At 59.1% G+C, this 18,051-nt stretch carries 13 protein-coding genes; 6 read left to right on the top strand and 7 right to left on the bottom strand.

The window, feature by feature from the left end; genetic code table 11:
- Nucleotides 1-93: 93 nt before the first annotated feature.
- From M0814_RS16800 to M0814_RS16785, 4 genes are all read right to left on the bottom strand, one after another.
- Complete coding sequence (locus M0814_RS16800; RefSeq protein WP_003225139.1) at nucleotides 94-1,404, bottom strand: sugar ABC transporter substrate-binding protein; 1,311 nt, start codon at nucleotides 1,402-1,404, stop codon at nucleotides 94-96.
- Between the two features lie 340 nt (nucleotides 1,405-1,744).
- Nucleotides 1,745-2,650 carry an AraC family transcriptional regulator gene (locus M0814_RS16795; protein WP_003225137.1) on the bottom strand — a complete coding sequence of 302 codons (906 nt, stop codon included), beginning with the start codon at nucleotides 2,648-2,650 and terminating at the stop codon, nucleotides 1,745-1,747.
- Nucleotides 2,651-2,716: 66 nt separating this feature from the next.
- The gene (locus M0814_RS16790) at nucleotides 2,717-3,586 is read right to left on the bottom strand and encodes a phospholipase (protein WP_103483526.1); all 870 of its coding nucleotides are present in this window, start codon (nucleotides 3,584-3,586) and stop codon (nucleotides 2,717-2,719) included.
- Nucleotides 3,587-3,732: 146 nt separating this feature from the next.
- A complete protein-coding gene (locus tag M0814_RS16785) occupies nucleotides 3,733-5,025 on the bottom strand; it encodes a glycosyltransferase (protein WP_103483525.1) in 1,293 nt (430 codons plus the stop codon).
- A gap of 274 nt (nucleotides 5,026-5,299) precedes the next feature.
- Between M0814_RS16785 and M0814_RS16780 the strand changes: the two genes are divergently transcribed.
- Nucleotides 5,300-7,558: a hypothetical protein gene (locus M0814_RS16780; protein WP_247868505.1), complete on the top strand. Its 2,259-nt coding sequence runs from the start codon at nucleotides 5,300-5,302 to the stop codon at nucleotides 7,556-7,558.
- An 18-nt stretch (nucleotides 7,559-7,576) separates the two neighbouring features.
- Here M0814_RS16780 and M0814_RS16775 read toward each other — a convergent pair whose 3' ends face one another.
- Nucleotides 7,577-7,942, bottom strand: coding sequence for a response regulator (locus M0814_RS16775; protein ID WP_103483524.1), 366 nt, complete (start codon nucleotides 7,940-7,942; stop codon nucleotides 7,577-7,579).
- Nucleotides 7,943-8,203: 261 nt separating this feature from the next.
- Here M0814_RS16775 and M0814_RS16770 point away from each other — a divergent pair, with 261 nt between their 5' ends.
- Genes M0814_RS16770 through M0814_RS16750 form a run of 5 tightly spaced genes read left to right on the top strand, consistent with a single transcriptional unit; the run spans nucleotide 8,204 to nucleotide 14,754 of the window.
- Nucleotides 8,204-11,701 carry a response regulator gene (locus M0814_RS16770; protein ID WP_247868504.1) on the top strand — a complete coding sequence of 1,166 codons (3,498 nt, stop codon included), beginning with the start codon at nucleotides 8,204-8,206 and terminating at the stop codon, nucleotides 11,699-11,701.
- Nucleotides 11,701-12,534 carry a protein-glutamate O-methyltransferase CheR gene (locus M0814_RS16765; RefSeq protein WP_103483522.1) on the top strand — a complete coding sequence of 278 codons (834 nt, stop codon included), beginning with the start codon at nucleotides 11,701-11,703 and terminating at the stop codon, nucleotides 12,532-12,534. Before M0814_RS16770 ends, M0814_RS16765 begins: the two co-directional genes overlap by 1 nt.
- The gene (locus tag M0814_RS16760) at nucleotides 12,531-13,124 is read left to right on the top strand and encodes a chemotaxis protein CheB (protein WP_103483521.1); all 594 of its coding nucleotides are present in this window, start codon (nucleotides 12,531-12,533) and stop codon (nucleotides 13,122-13,124) included. Before M0814_RS16765 ends, M0814_RS16760 begins: the two co-directional genes overlap by 4 nt.
- Nucleotides 13,118-14,332 carry a hybrid sensor histidine kinase/response regulator gene (locus M0814_RS16755; protein WP_103483520.1) on the top strand — a complete coding sequence of 405 codons (1,215 nt, stop codon included), beginning with the start codon at nucleotides 13,118-13,120 and terminating at the stop codon, nucleotides 14,330-14,332. Before M0814_RS16760 ends, M0814_RS16755 begins: the two co-directional genes overlap by 7 nt.
- A 44-nt stretch (nucleotides 14,333-14,376) precedes the next feature.
- Complete coding sequence (locus M0814_RS16750) at nucleotides 14,377-14,754, top strand: response regulator (protein WP_103483519.1); 378 nt, start codon at nucleotides 14,377-14,379, stop codon at nucleotides 14,752-14,754.
- A gap of 114 nt (nucleotides 14,755-14,868) precedes the next feature.
- Here M0814_RS16750 and M0814_RS16745 read toward each other — a convergent pair whose 3' ends face one another.
- Together M0814_RS16745 and M0814_RS16740 are read right to left on the bottom strand one after the other, a co-directional pair.
- Nucleotides 14,869-16,539, bottom strand: coding sequence for an ATP-binding protein (locus tag M0814_RS16745; protein ID WP_103483518.1), 1,671 nt, complete (start codon nucleotides 16,537-16,539; stop codon nucleotides 14,869-14,871).
- Nucleotides 16,536-18,038, bottom strand: coding sequence for an ATPase domain-containing protein (locus tag M0814_RS16740; RefSeq protein ID WP_103483517.1), 1,503 nt, complete (start codon nucleotides 18,036-18,038; stop codon nucleotides 16,536-16,538). The genes M0814_RS16745 and M0814_RS16740 overlap by 4 nt, the downstream gene beginning before the upstream one ends.
- Nucleotides 18,039-18,051: the final 13 nt, after the last annotated feature.

The following is an 18,051-nucleotide window of genomic DNA, read 5'->3' as shown; positions in this document are numbered from 1 at the left end:
AAGGCGCCGTGTCAGTCAATACACATGACACTGACCCACCGCTTTCGCGAGCAAGCCCGCTCCCACAGGAGGCAGGAGCAAGTCGTTCAATGGTTACTTGGGATAACCGGCGCGCTTCATCTCGCGTTCGGTGGTTTGCTGCGCGGCGGCCAGGGCTTGATCCACTGTGGTCTGGCCGATCAGCGCCGCCGAGAACAGTTTGCCGACCTGGGTGCCCACACCCTGGAACTCAGGAATGGTGACCAGTTGAATACCGATGTAGGGCACCGGTTTCAACGTCGGTTTGCTCGGATCCGCCGCTTTCAGCGACTCCAGCGTGACCTTGGCGAACGGTGCGGCGCTCATGTAAGCGTCGCTGTAAGTCGAAGCGCGGGTGCCCGGTGGCACGTTGGCGATGCCATCGGTCTTGGCCACCAGTTCACCGTACTCCTTGGAGGTGGCCCAGGCGCTGAACGCCTTGGCGGCGTCCTTGGCTTTGGAGCTGGTCGGAATTGCCAGCGCCCACGAATACAGCCATGCCGAACCCTTATCGGTAACCTGATGCGGCGCGAAAGTGAAGCCGACGTGATCGGCGACCTTGCTCTGGGTCTTGTCGGTGACGAACGAGCCAGCAACGGAAGCGTCCACCCAGATTGCGCACTTGCCGCTGTTGAACAGCGCCAGGTTCTCGTTGAACCCGTTACTGGAGGCGCCCGGCGGGCCGGATTTCTTCATGGTGTCGACGTAGAAGTTCAGAGCGTTTTTCCACTCCGGGCCGGTGAATTCCGGCTGCCATTTTTCATCGAACCAGCGCGCGCCATAAGCATTGGCGACAGTGGTGATCAGCGCCATGTTCTCGCCCCAGCCGGCCTTGCCGCGCAGGCAGATGCCGTACTGCTCTTTATCCTTGTTGGTGAGTTTTTCGGCGAAGCCGGCGATCTGTTCCCAGGTCGGGCGCTCGGGCATGGTCAGCCCGGCATCCTTGAACAGGTCGGTGCGGTAATAGGTGATCGAGCTTTCGGCGTAGAACGGCAGTGCGTAAAGCGAACCCTTGACCGACAGGCCTTCACGTACCGACGGGAACACGTCGTCGAGGGCATAAGTGGCCGGCAGATCCTTCATCGGTTCGAGCCAGCCCTTGGCACCCCAGAGTGCCGCTTCGTACATGCCGATGGTCAACACATCGAACTGGCCACCCTGGGTGGCGATGTCGGTGGTCAGGCGTTGGCGCAGGACGTTTTCTTCCAGCACCACCCAATTGAGCTTGATCTCCGGATGCTCGGCCTCGAAGGTTTTCGAGAGCTTTTGCATGCGGATCATGTCGCTGTTGTTGACGGTGGCGATGGTCAGGGTCTGGGCGCCAAGGCTGACGCTGCTGAGGGTCATGCAGGTGAGGGCAAGCAGAGCTTTTGCAGTGGGTTGCATCGTGCACTCCTTTTCTGCGTCCGTTGGGAGGCAGAAGGACAGTTATTGTTTTTGTGTCTTCCTGTGCAGGAAGAATGTGCACTGATTACAGCCCTCAATCGACGGGCTGACAAATCATCCGTCGCACTCGAATCAATACTTTTTTGCACTGGGGTTTACTGCGGTAAATGCAGGGAAGGGGTTTTCAGCGGGGAGGGGCTATTGAATCAGTACAGGTTTCATCGCGTCGGATGCTTTTGTGGGAGCGGGCTTGCTCGCGAAAGCGCTGTGTCAGTTTGCCGATCAGTTGACTGATACAGCGCTTTCGCGAGCAGGCTCACTCCTGCAGGGGGCGGTGGTATCAGCCGAGGTTTTGTTCAGTCAGGCGCTGCACAGCGAGGCGTCGATAGTGTGACGGCGTCATGCCCTTGAGTTGCTGGAAGCGCCGATTGAAGTTGGAAATGTTGTTGAACCCCGACTCGAAGCACACGTCGGTCACCGGTTTGTCGCCATCGGCCAGCAGCTCGCAGGACTTGCTGATGCGCAGGCGATTGACGAATTCGATGAAGTTGCGCCCGGTGGCCTGTTTGAACACGCGACTGAAATAAGTCGGCTTCATCCCCAGATGCTCGGCGACTTCTTCCAGGGTCAGCTCGCGCGCGTAGTGGCTGAAAATGTAATCCACCGCGCGGTTGGTGCGGTCGATATTGTGCTCGTCGGCCAGTTGCGTGTTGGTGGCACCGGACAGCAATTGATAGTCGTCAGTGGCTGCCAGCAGCTCCATCAGGATGAAAAAGTACCCGAGACGGGTAATGCCGCGTGTATCGGCAATCTGCTGCATCAGGGTCATGGCCTGGCGGATCGTGTCCTTGTCTCGAAACTCGATACCGTACTGCGCGCGTTCCAGCAGGGGGGTCAGGGTTTTGAGTTCGGCAAACACCAGATGCCCGCCTTCGAACAACTCGTCGGTGAAGTTCACCAGCATGTCGCGCTTTTCCACCACCTCGTCTTCGGCCACCTGGCTGATCCAGTTGTGCGGCAGATTGGGCCCGGTGAGGAACAGTGTTTGCGGGTAGAAGTTGCCGATGTAGTCGCCAATGAACACTTTGCCGGAGCTGGCGACGATCAGGTGCAGTTCGTATTCCTTGTGGAAATGCCAGCGCACCAGCGGACAGGGAAAACCGTGCTGGCGGTAGATGATGGACAGGCCGTTATGGTCGTCCATCAACTCGTAGGAGGGATCAGTGATTCGGGTGGCCCGGGTCATGTCCGATGCATTCTGTTGTCATGTTGACGTCCATCATGCACGCACGCTACGGCCAGTGCCAGCGTCTCAGCCCCGGGCCTTCCTGAGACCTTTGGCGTGGTTGATCTGCTGGCAATACTCGATCAGTGGCGTGCCACCGATGAAGTCGGCATTGATGATGCTGCACTTGGGCGCCCATCCCGAGTCCGGGCCAAACCATTGATTGAGTTCGTTGGTAATTCGTTTGACGCCGGCCAGTTCGCCGTAACTGGTGGCGGACAATGACCACAAGGTGCCGGATCGCGGCGGGTTGGCCAGAGTTTTCGTGATGTGTTGCTTGAGTTGCTCGGGAGAGGTGATGTCACTGCCGCTCCATTCATGACGGATATTCGGCCAGTACAGCGGCGAATTGAAGTCGGGATGCCATTCACTGGCCAACACCACTCGTTGCCGTGAATCGACTTGTTTAAGTTGCCCCAGCGTCAAGTGGCTGTTGCTCCGGGGAATCAGTCGCGGCGCCAGATGATTCATGATGACTTGATGGAAACCCTGATAATCAAAAGGCTTGTTGTCGACCCCCTTGAGTTCATGAATGTCGAGGACGACGAATTCGCTCGGGTGCTCATCGAGGAACACTTCCAGGCTCTTGATCAGTTCACTCAGGGAGCGCCCACGGAACAGTTTCAGGCCGTGAAAAGTATGAAACTTCTTGATGCCCAGCCAGTGTTCGTCCGAATGCAGGCGCAAGTCGAAGGCGCGCACACCTTCACTCAGTTGCTGAATGAACGGGCCATCCTGGCAGACGAACCAGTTTTTTGCGGGTTGGAGATAGGCCGGATACGAGAAGTCGTAATCCAGCCCGGCGTTATGTGCGCCAGGCCAGAGAACTTCGCCGAGGGTCAAGGCGTCGATGGCGGACGCAGTCGTCATCCAGTTTTTGTACGGGTAATTATTCATGGTGCATTCCGTTGCAGACAAAGTTGAGAGTTTACGACCCGAAAGATAGTTGCTTCAGTTCGAAAAACATTCTTTGGCTTGCTCGGAGAAAGTACAAGTCAACACTCTTTTCAAAGTGTTGAGGTACTTTGTTCAATGCTGAAAAATTAACTGTTGTGGTTTTTTGCTTCGATCCATTGCGCCATGTATTGGGTGCTTTTGTGCAAGTGGTGACGCAACATGCTGCCGGTGAAGTTAGCGCGGCGCAGGGCCGGCAAGTTGTCGCGGCATTCTTGCAGACGTTCAATCAATGCCGGACCGTGGATGGCGTGCCGATAGCGCTCGTGCAACAACGTGACGCCGGCCTGTTGCGCGTCGGTCCAGCGCAACTTGTCTTCATGCAGTCTGACCGCCGCATCGGCCAGCGCCTGGGCCGACAGCGCCACCTCACCGGGCCACGGCAGCGCACCGCTCATGCCCTCAGCGCCGATGGGGGTGGTGACGTTCGGCGTGCCACAGAGCATGGCATCGACGATTTTGCCCTTGATCCCTGCACCGAAACGCAAGGGGGCCAGGCAAACCCGGGCTTGCGACATCACTTGCAGCGCATCTTCGGCCCAGTTCATCACATGAAAACCCTGCGCCGCATTGTGCAGTGCAGTGGCCTTGGGCGGGGTGTAGGCACCGTAGATATGCAACTGCGCACCGGGCAATTGCTGGCGAATCAGCGGCCAGACTGCGTTCTTCATCCACAGCACGGCGTCCCAGTTCGGCGCGTGACGGAAATTGCCGATACTCAGAAAGTGCGCACGATCCTCGAAGGGCACGAACGCGCCGCTCGGTGGTTCGAGCATCAACGGGCACCAGTGCAACAGGTCCCGGGGCACCTGGAACTGTTCGATCAGCAACTGGATTTCCACTTCGGAAATCATCAGGTTGAGGTCACAGCGATACAGCGCGGCGATTTCCCGTTTGGCCAGGTCGGTGTCGGCCATCAACTCGAACTCTTCACCCAGCGCCGGGGCGAACAGTGCGCTGAAATCCTGATTATCCGGGTCGTCCTTCAAGCGCTCCTTGAGCCGCTGGTGACGGGCGTGTCGCAGACTTTGCAGGTCAGAAGTCTCCAGCACCCGCAGGGCGTTCGGGCAATGTTTCTCGACGCGCCAGCCGAACTGCTCTTCCATCATGAACTGGTCGAACAGGACGATATCCGGGGCCAGTTCACTGACGAAAGCATCAAAACTGCTGTTATTGAGTTCGATCGGTACTTCCCGAATCCCCAGCCCAGTCAGGTCAGCCTTGTGCTCGCCGGGCCCCGCCGGGCTGCTGAAGGTGATGTCCCAGCCTTGTTGCAGGAAGGTTTCGAGGATCTGCATCACATGCCCGCTGGCCGCCGAAGAGCGGGGTTCGGGCCAGACGTAGCCGATGACCAGAACTTTGGTGGCAGGCGATGCAGTCATTGACAGGTGTTCCTTACAGACAGGCGGACAAAAACGGGGCGCAATTAGACCACATCTGATGCCGGCCTTTACAGACAGAAAGTTTTCCGACTTGAGGCGTTGGCGGAGTTACCTGACCGCAAGAGCCTGTTTCTGAAAGTTTGAATGTTGTCGGGATGTTGGCAAAAGTTGCTAACGGAACTTCATTTAATATTTCTTTCTTATATCGGTATGTTGCCTGCGGCTCGATAAATTCAAGTCAGTATTGATTGCTGGCCTCATACCGGAAAGTTAAATGATGAAAATGGATGCAGATGTGTTTGATCTTGGTCAAGCCGCAAGCGAGAACTGCGGGTTATTGGCTCTGCTCGATCCCTGGGGCACGCAGAGCAACTTGAACGAACCTCGCGTAGAGGCGCTGACGCAGGTACCTGACGGAGAAGATCCGGCCGATTTCATTGATTCGGTGAATATCAAGGAACTCGGCGACAAGATTGCCAGTCATTGTGCCGCCCTGACCGATCCTGCCAGTTTTCACCCGGCTTATTTCATCCGCACCCGCATCGAAGACACGGCGCATGCGTGGGTCACTGCACCCAAGGAACTGGCACAGATCACCTATGACGCGACGATTGCAGTCAAGTATCTGGAACATGACCCGGTCAATCGCAGCGATTCGCTGAAACCCGAAAAAGCACCGGCCAAATGGCGCCAGAAAAACTTCACCCTGGCCGAGATTTGCACCGATCATCATTTGGTGGTGCTGAAGGAACATGGTTACAAGGAGATCCTCTGGCCTGAGTTTTATCCCAAGGCGTTGATCGAGGCCTTTTCTGAGGCCAACTACCAGGACGATTTCAAACAGTACGTGAAGGACCATCTCTTGCCCGCCGGCGCCCGTGTGTTTGGCTACTATTTAAAGAGAACGGAACTGATCAAACTGGTGGTCGAATTCATCAAGGACGAGAAGCGCGCGCTCGACGACCGTCATATCGCTTTCGCGTTTCTCAGAGGGACTCTGCCAGCGCGCACGTTGCTGCTGCACAGTGACCCGAACCTGCTGGTGGATAACGCGGTGTTTATTGGTCCCGACAACCTGTCCAACGGCATTCTGTTCTTTCTGGGTGAAGACCGGCAGGCCATCGTCTTTCCGTCCGGACATGACGCGCGCGGGAAGTTTCTCGAAAACAATGCGCAACTGCAGACGTTGTTGCTCAAGCGCGTTCCGCTTCGGGCACAGCAGCAGGCCCATGTCAGGGACTTCAAATACCGCGGCATGGAAATGCCGCTGTTCGCGACTCGGCCGCACTATCGGGAGCTGGTGTTCCGCACGAGCAATGACATCGGGCGCAGCCTGTATGAGCTGCAGGTCGAGCGCGCACTGGCGGATATCGACACCCTGGTGTCGACCTCGGAGGAGCGCATAACCGACCTGGCGCTCGAGGCCGCAGGGCATGTCCTGCAATGTCTGGCGCTGGCGGCTTCGATGCCCTGGGGCGGCAGCGGTGTGCTGGCCTCGACCTCGGTGAAGGTTCTGGTATCGATGCTGGTGGGCCTCGGTGCGGCGGCGACCGATCTGATCCGTGCGGAAATTGCCGACGACCCGGCCGAAACCGACCGCTTGCGCATCACTGCCGCGATAGGCGTACTGGCCGAGCTCGCGGGCCCGATCGGTGAGCGGCTGATCGGCAAAGCGTTGTCGGCCGCCGCGAAAAAACGCTTGAGCCAGCGCATTCTCAATACCCTGACCCAGGCGAACAGACCCTCACTGTTACGTCGACCGGGCGCAAGTCTGTCGCATCATTTGGCGAGTACGACTGGCAAGGAGATACCGGATCGGGCCAAAGGCGCGGTGGTTGCCGGTCAACTGCAAGAGCTGGCCGGCGGGCCGAGTGTTGCGCAAATGATCGCCGATCAAACCCAGCTCGTGCACCACGCCGGGCCGCAGAAGGGCTTTGTGTATCAAGGCTTCACCTTTCGCGGCGACACCCGTGATCCGTCGATTGTCTTCAAGGAGGGGTTCCGCCAGCGCACGCCCATCACTGACCTCAACCAGGTCAACGGTTTCAAGGGCGGCTACGGCGGCGCGCACGATGCGTTGGCACCGGACGGCGCAGGCATTTCAACGTCGGCATTTTACAAGAAGGATGGTGCTGGAGCCTTTGTCTACGGCGGCGACAAGGGCGGCCACACATATTTCATCGATGCCCGGCAACTGGAGGGGTTTCATTTGTACGCCAACACCGAGCTGGCATTTCGGCCGAACACCGGGCTCAAGATGCTGCCTCCGCTGGAAATCAACTACGCCGTCGATATCTCGCCAAGGTTGATCCTCGGGGCATACGACAGTGCGGGTAAATTCATCCCCAATCCGCAGGCGCTGCGACTGGCGATCCAGGCGAGTCAGGACGGTGTCGGTCACGGATTCGGCCGGGATGTTGCGAAAAAGGCCGGTAGCGGTGCGGATCCATTGATTCCAACGGATGGCGAGACCTACGGCAACGAGCTAAGGCTCGAAGCCGAATATGGAGGGGCTAAATTCAGCATAGGGTGACTTTAGCCCGCTTCACGGTTACTTCCGAGAGAGAATGCCCTTGACCTTGTCACGCAACTGATCGATCGAGAACGGTTTGCCGATGACGTGCATGCCGGCGGGGACGTCGATGTTTTCGGCGTAACCGCTGGCGAACAACACGGGCAGGGTGGGGCGCAATTTGCGGGCCTCGGTGGCCAGCTCACGTCCATCCATACCTGGCAGGCCGAAGTCGGTCATCATCAAGTCGATAGGCTTGCTTTCATCCCGGAGAATCACCAGCGCCGGCTCGGCGTCATCAGCCTCCAATACGCTGAACTCCAGCTCCTCCAGCACGTCGACGATGAGCATGCGCACGATGTTGTCGTCTTCTACTACAAGGATGGTGGACGCTGGGGTGGACATAGTGGTGCTCTCAAGAAAGGAAATCGGGACGGCGACCGGTCGAAAATGCCGGGCTCTTGCATGAGTAAGTGGCGCATGGCCACAAGTTCCCGATTCGATGGAAAAAAGATTAGCTGCAATCCGCGGCGCAAGGATAACGGTTGGTTGCTCGGGAAGCGCAGCAAAATGTAGGAAATTGCTGCCAAAGCAGTCAGAAACATGGATCCATGCGGCCGTTTTCGGGCAAACTCCCGGGTTTCGACAGTTCGACAAGGCCGCCCCATGTCCACTCCGTCTTCGATTGATGAAACACGGTTTCGCAAACTCCTGACGCGCAACATCGGCTTGCCGCTGGGCGTTGGCGCGCTCAGCGCCGTGTTCTTTGTGTCTCTGATTACTTATCTGCTGTCGGTGATCCAATGGGTGGAACACACCGACCGGGTGATCAATAACGCCAACGAAGCGGTGAAACTCACCGTTGATCTGGAAACCGGCATGCGCGGTTTCCTGCTCAGCGGCGACGAACACTTCCTCGACCCGTATGAAACCGCCAAGCCGCGGATCAACGTCGCGCTCAATACCCTGCTGGAACTGACCGCCGACAACCCGGTGCAGACCGATCGTCTGCGGCGTCTGCAGGCATTGCAGATCGAGTGGGCCAACTACGCGCAATCGATGATCGATCTGCAGCGCTCCAGCGGTGATTACCGGGGCGCGGTCAAGGCCGGACGCGGCAAGCGCCTGACCGACGAGATCCGCAAGCAATTCGAAGATGTGATCGATATGGAGCAGCAGTTGCGCACCACGCGCAACGAAGACGTGCGCCGCACCACGATCTGGAGCATCACCCTGTACCTGCTGTTTATCGCCGTGATCAGCGGCTTGCTGGCCTATGTCGGTCGCCGCGATCTGATTCGCCTGTCTGACAGCTACAGCGCCAACCTCGCCGCGCAACAGGCCAGCGCCGAGCGTCTGGAGCGCCAGGCGTGGATGCGCAGCGGCCAGACCGAACTGGCAGAGCAGGTGCTGGGGCAACTGACGCTGAACCTGCTGGGGCGCAACATTCTGCAGTTCTGCGCGCAATATCTGGGCACCGCCGTGGCGGCGTTGTACGTGCGCGAAGAACACGGCGGCCTCAAGCGTGTGGCGTCCTACGGCTTCTCCCGCGAGCAGGAAGAGCTGGATCAGCAGATCTATAGTGGCGAAGGCATCGTTGGTCAGGTTGCCCAGCAGGGGCAACTGATTCGTCTGGACTCGGTGCCGGCCGACTACTTCAAAGTCAGCTCGGGCCTGGGTCAGGGGCTGCCACGCAGCGTGCTGGTGGTGCCGACGACTAATGATGACCAGGTCAACGGCGTGATCGAGTTGGGCTTTTTACGGCCACTCACCGAGCGCGATATCGAATTGCTGGAACTGATTTCCGGCAACATCGGCACTTCGATCGAAGCGGCGCGTTATCGTCAGCGCCTGCAGGAAGTGCTGGCCGAAACCCAGCAGCTCAACGAAGAGTTGCAGGTGCAGCAGGAAGAGCTGAAAACCGCCAACGAAGAACTCGAAGAGCAGTCGCGGATTCTCAAGGAGTCGCAGGCGCATCTGGAAACCCAGCAGGTCGAGCTGGAGCAGACCAACGAGCAATTGGCCGAACAGGCAAAGACCCTGGCCGAGCAACGCGATGCGATGGATCAGAAGAACACCGAACTCAATCATGCCCAGGTGCAGCTCGAAGAGCGCGCCGAAGAGCTGCAGCGCTCGAGCAAGTACAAGTCCGAATTCCTCGCCAACATGTCCCACGAACTGCGCACGCCGCTGAACAGTTCGCTGATCCTCGCCAAGTTGCTGGCCGAGAACCCGCAGGACAATCTGACGGCCGAACAGGTCAAGTTCGCTGAGTCGATCTATTCGGCGGGCAACGATCTGCTGAACCTGATCAACGACATTCTCGACATTTCCAAGGTCGAGGCCGGCAAGCTGGAAGTGATCCCGGAAAACACCAGTGTCGCGCGTCTGGCTGATGGCCTGCGCAGCGTGTTCGAACCGCTGGCAGCGGAGAAGCAACTGTCTTTCAGCGTCGAGTTGCAGGCGGATGCGCCGATCATGCTGTACACCGACCGCCAGCGTCTGGAACAGGTGATCAAAAACCTGCTGTCCAATGCCGTGAAGTTCACCGAACACGGCGCGGTCAGCCTGACCATCGCCAGTCAGCCGGACGAGCGCATTGCGTTCATCGTGCGCGATTCCGGGATCGGTATTGCCGCGGATCAGCAGGAAAGCATCTTCGAAGCATTCCGTCAGGCCGACGGCACGACCAACCGCAAGTACGGCGGCACCGGTCTGGGCCTGTCGATCTCGCGGGATCTGGCGGCGTTGCTTGGCGGTTCGATCAGCGTCAGCAGCGCGCCGGGGCAGGGCAGTGTGTTCACTCTGGTGTTGCCGCAGCAATACAGCGAGCCGGGTGACAGCCCTGCGGCCCCGTTGACCTTCACTGCGCCGGCGTCGATTCCGGTGCCGGTTGCACTGCCATCGGCAAGCGTGTCGCCCATGGCGCCGGTGCATATCCCGCGCTTTGCCGATGACCGTGGCAAGGCACCGTTCGCCACCCGCTGCATTCTGGTGGTGGAAGACGAGCCGAATTTTGCCCACATTCTCTACGACCTCGCCCACGAACTGGGTTACCAGTGCCTGGTGGCCCACGGTGCGGACGAAGGGTATGACCTGGCCCGCGAGTTCGTGCCGGACGCGATCCTGCTCGACATGCGCCTGCCGGACCACTCCGGGCTGACCGTGTTGCAGCGTCTGAAAGAACACGCCGAAACCCGGCACATCCCGGTGCACGTGATCTCGGTTGAAGACCGCGTTGAGGCCGCGATGCACATGGGCGCGATCGGTTATGCGGTCAAGCCGACCACCCGCGAAGAGCTCAAGGACGTGTTCGCCCGCCTCGAAGCCAAGCTGACCCAAAAGGTCAAGCGCGTGCTGCTGGTCGAAGATGACGATCTGCAACGCGAAAGCATTGCCCGCCTGATCGGCGACGATGACATCGAGATCACCGCCGTCGGTCTGGCGCAGGACGCGCTGGAGAAACTGCGCACGACGATCTACGACTACATGGTGATCGACCTGAAATTGCCGGACATGCTCGGCAACGATCTGCTCAAGCGCATGTCTACCGAGGACATCTGCTCGTTCCCGCCGGTGATTGTCTACACCGGACGCAACCTGACCCGCGATGAAGAAGCCGAGCTGCGCAAGTATTCGCGCTCGATCATCATCAAGGGCGCACGTTCGCCGGAACGTCTGCTTGATGAAGTGACACTCTTTCTGCACAAAGTCGAATCGCAGTTGTCCCATGAGCGGCAGAAGATGCTCAAGACTGCCCGCAGCCGCGACAAGGTTTTTGAGGGGCGCAAGGTGCTGCTGGTGGACGATGATGTGCGCAACATCTTCGCGCTGACCAGCGCGCTGGAGCATAAGGGCGCAGTCGTGGTGATCGGCCGAAATGGTCGTGAGGCGATTGATAAGTTGAATGAAGTCGAGGACATCGATCTGGTGCTGATGGACGTGATGATGCCGGAAATGGATGGTTTTGAAGCCACCATTGAAATCCGCAAGGACCCGCGCTGGCGCAAGCTGCCAATCATTGCGGTGACGGCCAAGGCCATGAAGGACGATCAGGAGCGCTGCCTGCAGGCGGGCGCGAACGATTACCTGGCCAAGCCCATTGACCTGGATCGCCTGTTCTCGTTGATTCGCGTGTGGTTACCGAAGATGGAACGCATTTAGTGGATAGCAATCACTCCGCGGAGCGCAACAGCGAAATCGAATTGCGGTTGTTGATCGAGGCTATCTACCTCAAGTACAGCTACGATTTTCGCGATTACTCCGGCGCTTCGATCAAGCGCCGGGTGCAGCACGCCTTGAACCAGTTCGAATGCGCAACCATTTCGGCCTTGCAGGAGAAAGTGCTGCACGATCCGACCGCGTTCATGCAGTTGCTGCAGTTGTTGACGATCCCGGTCAGCGAGATGTTTCGCGATCCATCGCACTTTCTGGCGATCCGCAAGGAAGTGGTGCCGCTGCTGCGCACCTATCCGTCGCTGAAGATCTGGATCGCCGGGTGCAGCACGGGTGAGGAGGTGTATTCGATGGCGATTCTGCTGCGCGAGGAAGGCCTGCTCGACCGCACGATCATCTACGCCACTGACATCAACCCGCGCTCGCTGGACAAGGCCAAGCAGGGGATTTTCTCCATGGAGAACGTCCGCGCCTACACCGCCAATTACCAGCAGGCCGGCGGCCAGCGCTCCTTTGCCGATTACTACACCGCTGCTTACGGCTACGCGATCTTCGACAAGAGCCTGTGCGAGAACGTGACCTTCGCCGACCACAGTCTCGCGACTGATAGCGTGTTCTCCGAAACGCAGCTGATTTCCTGCCGCAACGTACTGATTTACTTCAACAAGAAACTTCAGGACCGTGCCTTCGGTCTGTTTCACGAATCGCTGTGCCACCGTGGCTTTCTGGTGTTGGGCAGCAAGGAAACGTTGGATTTTTCCAACTACTCGAATCAGTTCGAACCGCTGGTCAAACAAGAACGGATCTACCGCAAATTATGAACGATGCCGTGGAGTTGCCTCGCGTCGAGGCCATCGTGGTCGGTGCTTCAGCCGGTGGGGTCGAGGCCCTGCTGACCCTGCTCGCGCCGCTGCGCCAGGGTTATGTGTTGCCGATCATTGTCGTGTTGCACCTGCCGGAGGAGCGTCGCAGCCAATTGGCCGAAGTATTCGCCCGGCGGCTGATGCTGCCGGTGGAGGAGGCGACGGACAAGCAGGATATCGTCCCCGGCACGGTTTACTTCGCTACACCCGGTTATCACCTGTCGGTCGAGCAGGATCGCAGTCTGTCGCTGAGCCTTGAAGACCGCGTGCACCATTCCCGACCGTCGATTGACTACCTGTTCGAATCCGCCGCCGACGCTTACGGCGAAACACTGGCCGCCGTGTTGCTGACCGGCGCCAATCACGATGGCGCTCGCGGCCTGGCGCAAGTCAAGCAGCGCGGCGGACTGACCATCGTTCAAGACCCAAAAGATGCACAGGTCGCCACCATGCCTCAGGCTGCACTGAAGCTTCAGCAGCCCGACCATGTCCTAACCATTCACGGCATCGGCCGTCTGCTTGTCGAGCTGGAACGAATCGCATGCTGAGTAATATCCAGGCCAAATTGCTGATCGTCGACGATCTGCCGGAAAACCTGCTGGCCCTCGAAGCGCTGATCAAGCGCGAGGACCGCACCGTCTACAAGGCGCTGTCGGCGGATGAAGCACTTTCGCTGCTGCTGCAACACGAGTTCGCCATGGCCATCCTCGACGTACAGATGCCGGGCATGAACGGCTTCGAACTCGCCGAATTGATGCGCGGCACCGAGAAAACCAAGAACATTCCGATCATTTTCGTCAGCGCCGCCGGCCGCGAATTGAACTACGCGTTCAAGGGCTATGAAAGTGGTGCGGTGGACTTCCTGCACAAGCCGCTGGATATCCACGCGGTGAAGAGCAAGGTCAACGTATTCGTCGACCTGTACCGCCAGAGCAAGGCCATGAAGCAACAGGTCGAAGCCCTTGAGCAGGCGCGCCGCGAGCAGGAAGCGCTGCTGCAGCAACTGCAGAGCACGCAACTGGAGCTGGAGCAGGCGGTGCGGATGCGCGATGACTTCATGTCAATCGTCGCCCACGAAGTGCGCACGCCGCTCAATGGCCTGATACTCGAGACCCAATTGCGCAAGATGCATCTGGCGCGGGACAACGCCGCTGCGTTCACCCTCGACAAAATGCACGCGATGGTCGATCGCGACGAGCGCCAGATCAAAAGCCTGATCCGGCTGATCGAAGACATGCTCGACGTTTCGCGCATCCGCACCGGCAAGCTGTCGATCCGGCCGAATCGTTTCGATTTGTCGCAACTGGTGGGCAACCTGCTGCAGAATTTCGCGCAGCAGATGGAGGCCGCCGAGACTGAAGTCAGCTTCACCGCGCCAGAACCGGTGGTGGGTTATTGGGACGAGTTCCGTATCGAACAGGTGGTGTCCAACCTGCTGACCAATGCCTTGCGCTACGGTGGCCGCAGTCCGATTCAGGTGCGCGTGTACCGGGAGGGCGACGAGGCGCGGATCGAGGTTCAGGACCATGGCATCGGTATCAGTGAAGAGAACCAGAAGCGTATTTTCCAACAGTTCGAACGGGTTTCCGCCAAGACGGTAGTGGCTGGTCTCGGGCTGGGTCTGTTCATTTCCGAGCAGATCGTCGCCGCCCATGGCGGCTCCATCGCCGTCGAGAGTCAAATCAACGAAGGCGCCCTGTTTCGCGTTTGTCTGCCAATCCAGGAAAACGGCATATCCGACGCAACCTCTGAGTGACCGCACGGTCGTATCAGCAGCTATTGACCGAACAAAGGCTTCCCATGAGCGTAGATGCACAAGATGTAGTACTCGTCGTCGAGGACGAACCGGTTATCTTGATGGTGCTGACAGATTATCTGTCGGGGCAGGGGTATCGCGTGTTGCAGGCCGAAAACGGCGAGCAGGCGTTCGAGATTCTCGCGAGCAAGCCGCATCTGGACATGTTGATCACCGACTTCCGCCTGCCGGGCGGTATTTCCGGCGTGCAGATCGCCGAGCCAGCGGTAAAACTGCGCCCGGATCTGAAAGTGATCTTCATCAGCGGCTACCCGCATGAAATCCGTGAGACCGGCAGCCCGATCACGCGCAAGGCGCCGATCCTGGAAAAACCGTTCGATCTGGATGTGCTGCAGGAAAAGATTCAGGAACTGCTGGCCTGATCTGAATACACCGAAACGCCCCTGTAGGAGCTGCCGCAGGTTGCGATCTCTTGATCCTGAAAACAAGATCAAAAGATCGCAGCCTGCGGCAGCTCCTACAGTCGTATTTGGGGGTCAGTTCTTGATCATCTCGCGAACCTTGGCGGTCAGCAGATCGAAGGTGAACGGTTTGGTGATCATCTGCATCCCCGAGTCGAGGAAGCCACCGCGCACGGCAGCGTGCTCGGCATAACCGGTGATGAACAACACCTTCAACCCGGGCCGGTACTGCCGGCCGATTTCCGCCAGTTGCCGACCATTCATGCCCGGCAGGCCGACGTCACTGATCAGCAGATCGATGCGCTGCGCCGAGTTGAGGATCGGCACGGCGCCGTCGGCATCGCCGGCTTCGACAAACGCATAACCCAATTCACTGAGCACCGCGCTGACCAGCACGCGCACCGCAGGGTCGTCTTCGACGATCAACACGGTTTCGCCATCCAGCGCCTCCGGGGCCTGCTGAACAGCGGACACCGGATGCTCCAGCTCTTCGCCGCGAAAGCGTGGCAGGTACAGTTTGACCGTGGTGCCCTGATCGATTTCGCTTTCAATCGTGACGTGACCACGGGACTGTTTGCTGAAGCCGTAAATCATCGACAGACCCAGCCCCGTACCCTGACCGATGGGCTTGGTGGTGAAAAACGGATCGAACGCGCGGTTGATCACGCTCTGCGGCATGCCGCTGCCGTTGTCGGTGACGCTGAGCATCACGTAATCGCCAGGCTCGAGATTCGGGTAGGCCTCGGTGAATTCCCGTTCAAGCACCTGGTTGCTGGTCTCGACCACCAGTTTTCCGCCTTCGGGCATCGCGTCGCGGGCGTTGAGCACCAGATTGAGCAGGGCGCTTTCCAGTTGATTGGGGTCGGCTTCGGCGATCCACAGCTGGTCGTTGAGGCGCATGTCCAGCTGAATGCTTTCGTTGAGGCTGCGTTGCAACAGCTCGCCCATCGACAGCACCAGTGTGTTCATCTGTACGGCTTTGGAGTCCAGCGATTGCCGGCGCGAGAACGCCAGCAAGCGGTGAGTCAGTCCGGCCGCGCGGTTGGCTGAAGTCACGCCAAGATCGATCAGGCTGTCGAGGTCTTCGGTGCGCCCGCGAGCCAGCCGTCGACGCAGCAGCTCGAGACTGCCGATGATCCCGGTGAGCATGTTGTTGAAGTCGTGGGCGATGCCGCCTGTGAGCTGGCCGACCGCTTCCATTTTCTGCGATTGGCGCAAGGCTTCTTCGTTGTGGCGAAGTTGCGCGGTGCGCTCCTCGACCTGTTGCTCAAGGGTTTCCAGGGTCGATTGCAGGCGCCGTTCGCTTTCACTCAAATCGATCAGGCGATCGCGGGCGTCGTACTGTCGTCGTCGTCCGCGCAGGGCGGTGGAGACTAGGCTGACCAGGGTCGCCGGATGGAACGGGCGCTCAAGGAACGTGACGTTGCCCAGCAGTTTGCTCAGGCGTGAGGAGGGGCCCGGTTCCGGGCCTCCGTGGTGGGTCAGCAGGATGATCGGCAGATCCGACCAGGCCGGTTGCTGTTCGAGAAAATTCAGCAGCGTTTCCAGTTCGGGGCCGTGCAGGGCTTCGGTGGCAATCAGCAGCAGTCCGGCGCCGGGTTCCAGTTGCGCACACAGTGCACCCAGATCTGGCGTGATGACCCCACCAAACCCTGCCTCATTGAGGATCATCAGCGCCACCTGGCTGTCACGACCCATGGGCGCCAGAATCAGCGCCCGTTCCGCCAGCGTTACGGTAACCGTCACAAGGTTTCTTCCCGCAACAGCGGATTGCTCGCGCCGAGGTAAGTCGGCACGCCGCGCAACACTCCCTGGAAGGCCTCCAGCGGTTCACCGATGGTCATGCCGTGCGTGGAAATACGGTATTCACGGATGGTCGATTCGTGGCTGCCGGTACGTTTCTTGATGATCGAAATCGCCCGGCGGACCTTGCCGATGGCTTCGAAGTAGCGGAGCAGGATCACCGTGTCGGCCAGGTAAGTGATGTCCACCGGTGCCTGCATGTCGCCGACCAGACCGTGCTGGGCCACGGTCATGAAAGTCGCCGCGCCTTTGCGGTTGAGGTACAGCAGCAACTCGTGCATGTGCAGTACCAGTGCGTTCTCTTCCGGCATCGCGGCTTGATAGCCGTTGATACTGTCGATCACCACGGTCTTGATGTTGCGTTCGTCAACGCAGCGACGTACCCGGTGGGAGAACTCGCCGGGGGACAGTTCGGCAGCATCCACTTGTTCGATCAGCAGGTTGCCGGTGGCTTGCAGCGCCTTGAGGTCGATGCCGATGTTGTTCATACGCTCAAACAGCAGACCCAGTTCTTCATCGAAGATGAACAGGGCGGCTTTCTCGCCGCGAGACACGGCGGAGGCGGCGAAGATCATCGAGATCAGCGATTTGCCGGTACCGGCCGGGCCAAGGATCAGCGTGCTGGAGCCGGTTTCGACCCCGCCGCCGAGCAAGGCGTCCATTTCCTGGATGCCGCTGCTCAGTTGCAGACGCGGGTAGTCGCTGCGGTGTTCGGCGGCGACCAGGCGTGGGAACACATGCACGCCGTCGCCCATGATGGTGAAGTCGTGGTAACCGCCACGGTACTTCTGGCCGCGATACTTGACGATGCGCACGCGTCGGCGCTCGGCGCCGTAATTGGGGGTCAGTTCTTCGAGACGGACTACCCCGTGGGCGACGCTGTGTACGGTCTTGTCGAGGGACTCGGTGGTCAGGTCGTCAAGCAGCAGCACGGTGGCGTCGTAGCGTACGAAGTAGTGTTTGATCGCCAGAATCTGCCGACGATAGCGCAGCGAGCTCTGCGCCAGCAGGCGGATCTCCGACAGGCTGTCGAGCACCACGCGGGTCGGCTTGAAGCGCTCGACCACTTCGAAAATCTGCTTGGTGGCTTCGCCCAGTTCCAGGTCGGAGGAGTACAGCAGGCTTTGCTGATGCTCGGCGTTGAGCAGGCTTTCGGGTGGCGTCAGCTCGAAGATCTCGATGTTCTCGTTCAGCTCCCATCCGTGAGACAGCGCGCCCTGGCGCAGTTCACGTTCGGTTTCCGACAGCGTGATGTACAGACAACGTTCGCCGGCACGGGCGCCCGCCATCAGGAAATGCAACGCGACGGTGGTTTTGCCTGTACCGGGTTCACCTTCGAGCAAAAACACATGCCCTCGGGACAAACCGCCGGCCAGGATGTCATCCAGGCCGACGATGCCGGTGGCGGCTTTTGCACTGATCAACTCGTTGGACGTAGACAAAGAATGCCCTCTC

This window comes from Pseudomonas sp. MWU12-2020, from assembly GCF_023100605.1.
GTDB classification, from domain to species: domain Bacteria; phylum Pseudomonadota; class Gammaproteobacteria; order Pseudomonadales; family Pseudomonadaceae; genus Aquipseudomonas; species Aquipseudomonas fluorescens_H.
The sequence above is the reverse complement of the archived record's forward strand: the minus strand, read 5'-3'. Positions and strand labels throughout refer to the sequence as shown.

Excerpts from the sequence above, each read along its gene's own strand:
- M0814_RS16755 (WP_103483520.1), top strand. The coding sequence starts at position 13,118 with ATGCTGAGTAATATCCAGGCCAAATTGCTGATCGTCGACGATCTGCCG.
- M0814_RS16775 (WP_103483524.1), bottom strand. The coding sequence starts at position 7,942 with ATGTCCACCCCAGCGTCCACCATCCTTGTAGTAGAAGACGACAACATC.
- M0814_RS16800 (WP_003225139.1), bottom strand. The coding sequence starts at position 1,404 with ATGCAACCCACTGCAAAAGCTCTGCTTGCCCTCACCTGCATGACCCTC.
- M0814_RS16795 (WP_003225137.1), bottom strand. The coding sequence starts at position 2,650 with ATGACCCGGGCCACCCGAATCACTGATCCCTCCTACGAGTTGATGGAC.
- M0814_RS16760 (WP_103483521.1), top strand. The coding sequence starts at position 12,531 with ATGAACGATGCCGTGGAGTTGCCTCGCGTCGAGGCCATCGTGGTCGGT.
- M0814_RS16785 (WP_103483525.1), bottom strand. The coding sequence starts at position 5,025 with ATGACTGCATCGCCTGCCACCAAAGTTCTGGTCATCGGCTACGTCTGG.
- M0814_RS16750 (WP_103483519.1), top strand. The coding sequence starts at position 14,377 with ATGAGCGTAGATGCACAAGATGTAGTACTCGTCGTCGAGGACGAACCG.
- M0814_RS16790 (WP_103483526.1), bottom strand. The coding sequence starts at position 3,586 with ATGAATAATTACCCGTACAAAAACTGGATGACGACTGCGTCCGCCATC.
- M0814_RS16770 (WP_247868504.1), top strand. The coding sequence starts at position 8,204 with ATGTCCACTCCGTCTTCGATTGATGAAACACGGTTTCGCAAACTCCTG.
- M0814_RS16780 (WP_247868505.1), top strand. The coding sequence starts at position 5,300 with ATGATGAAAATGGATGCAGATGTGTTTGATCTTGGTCAAGCCGCAAGC.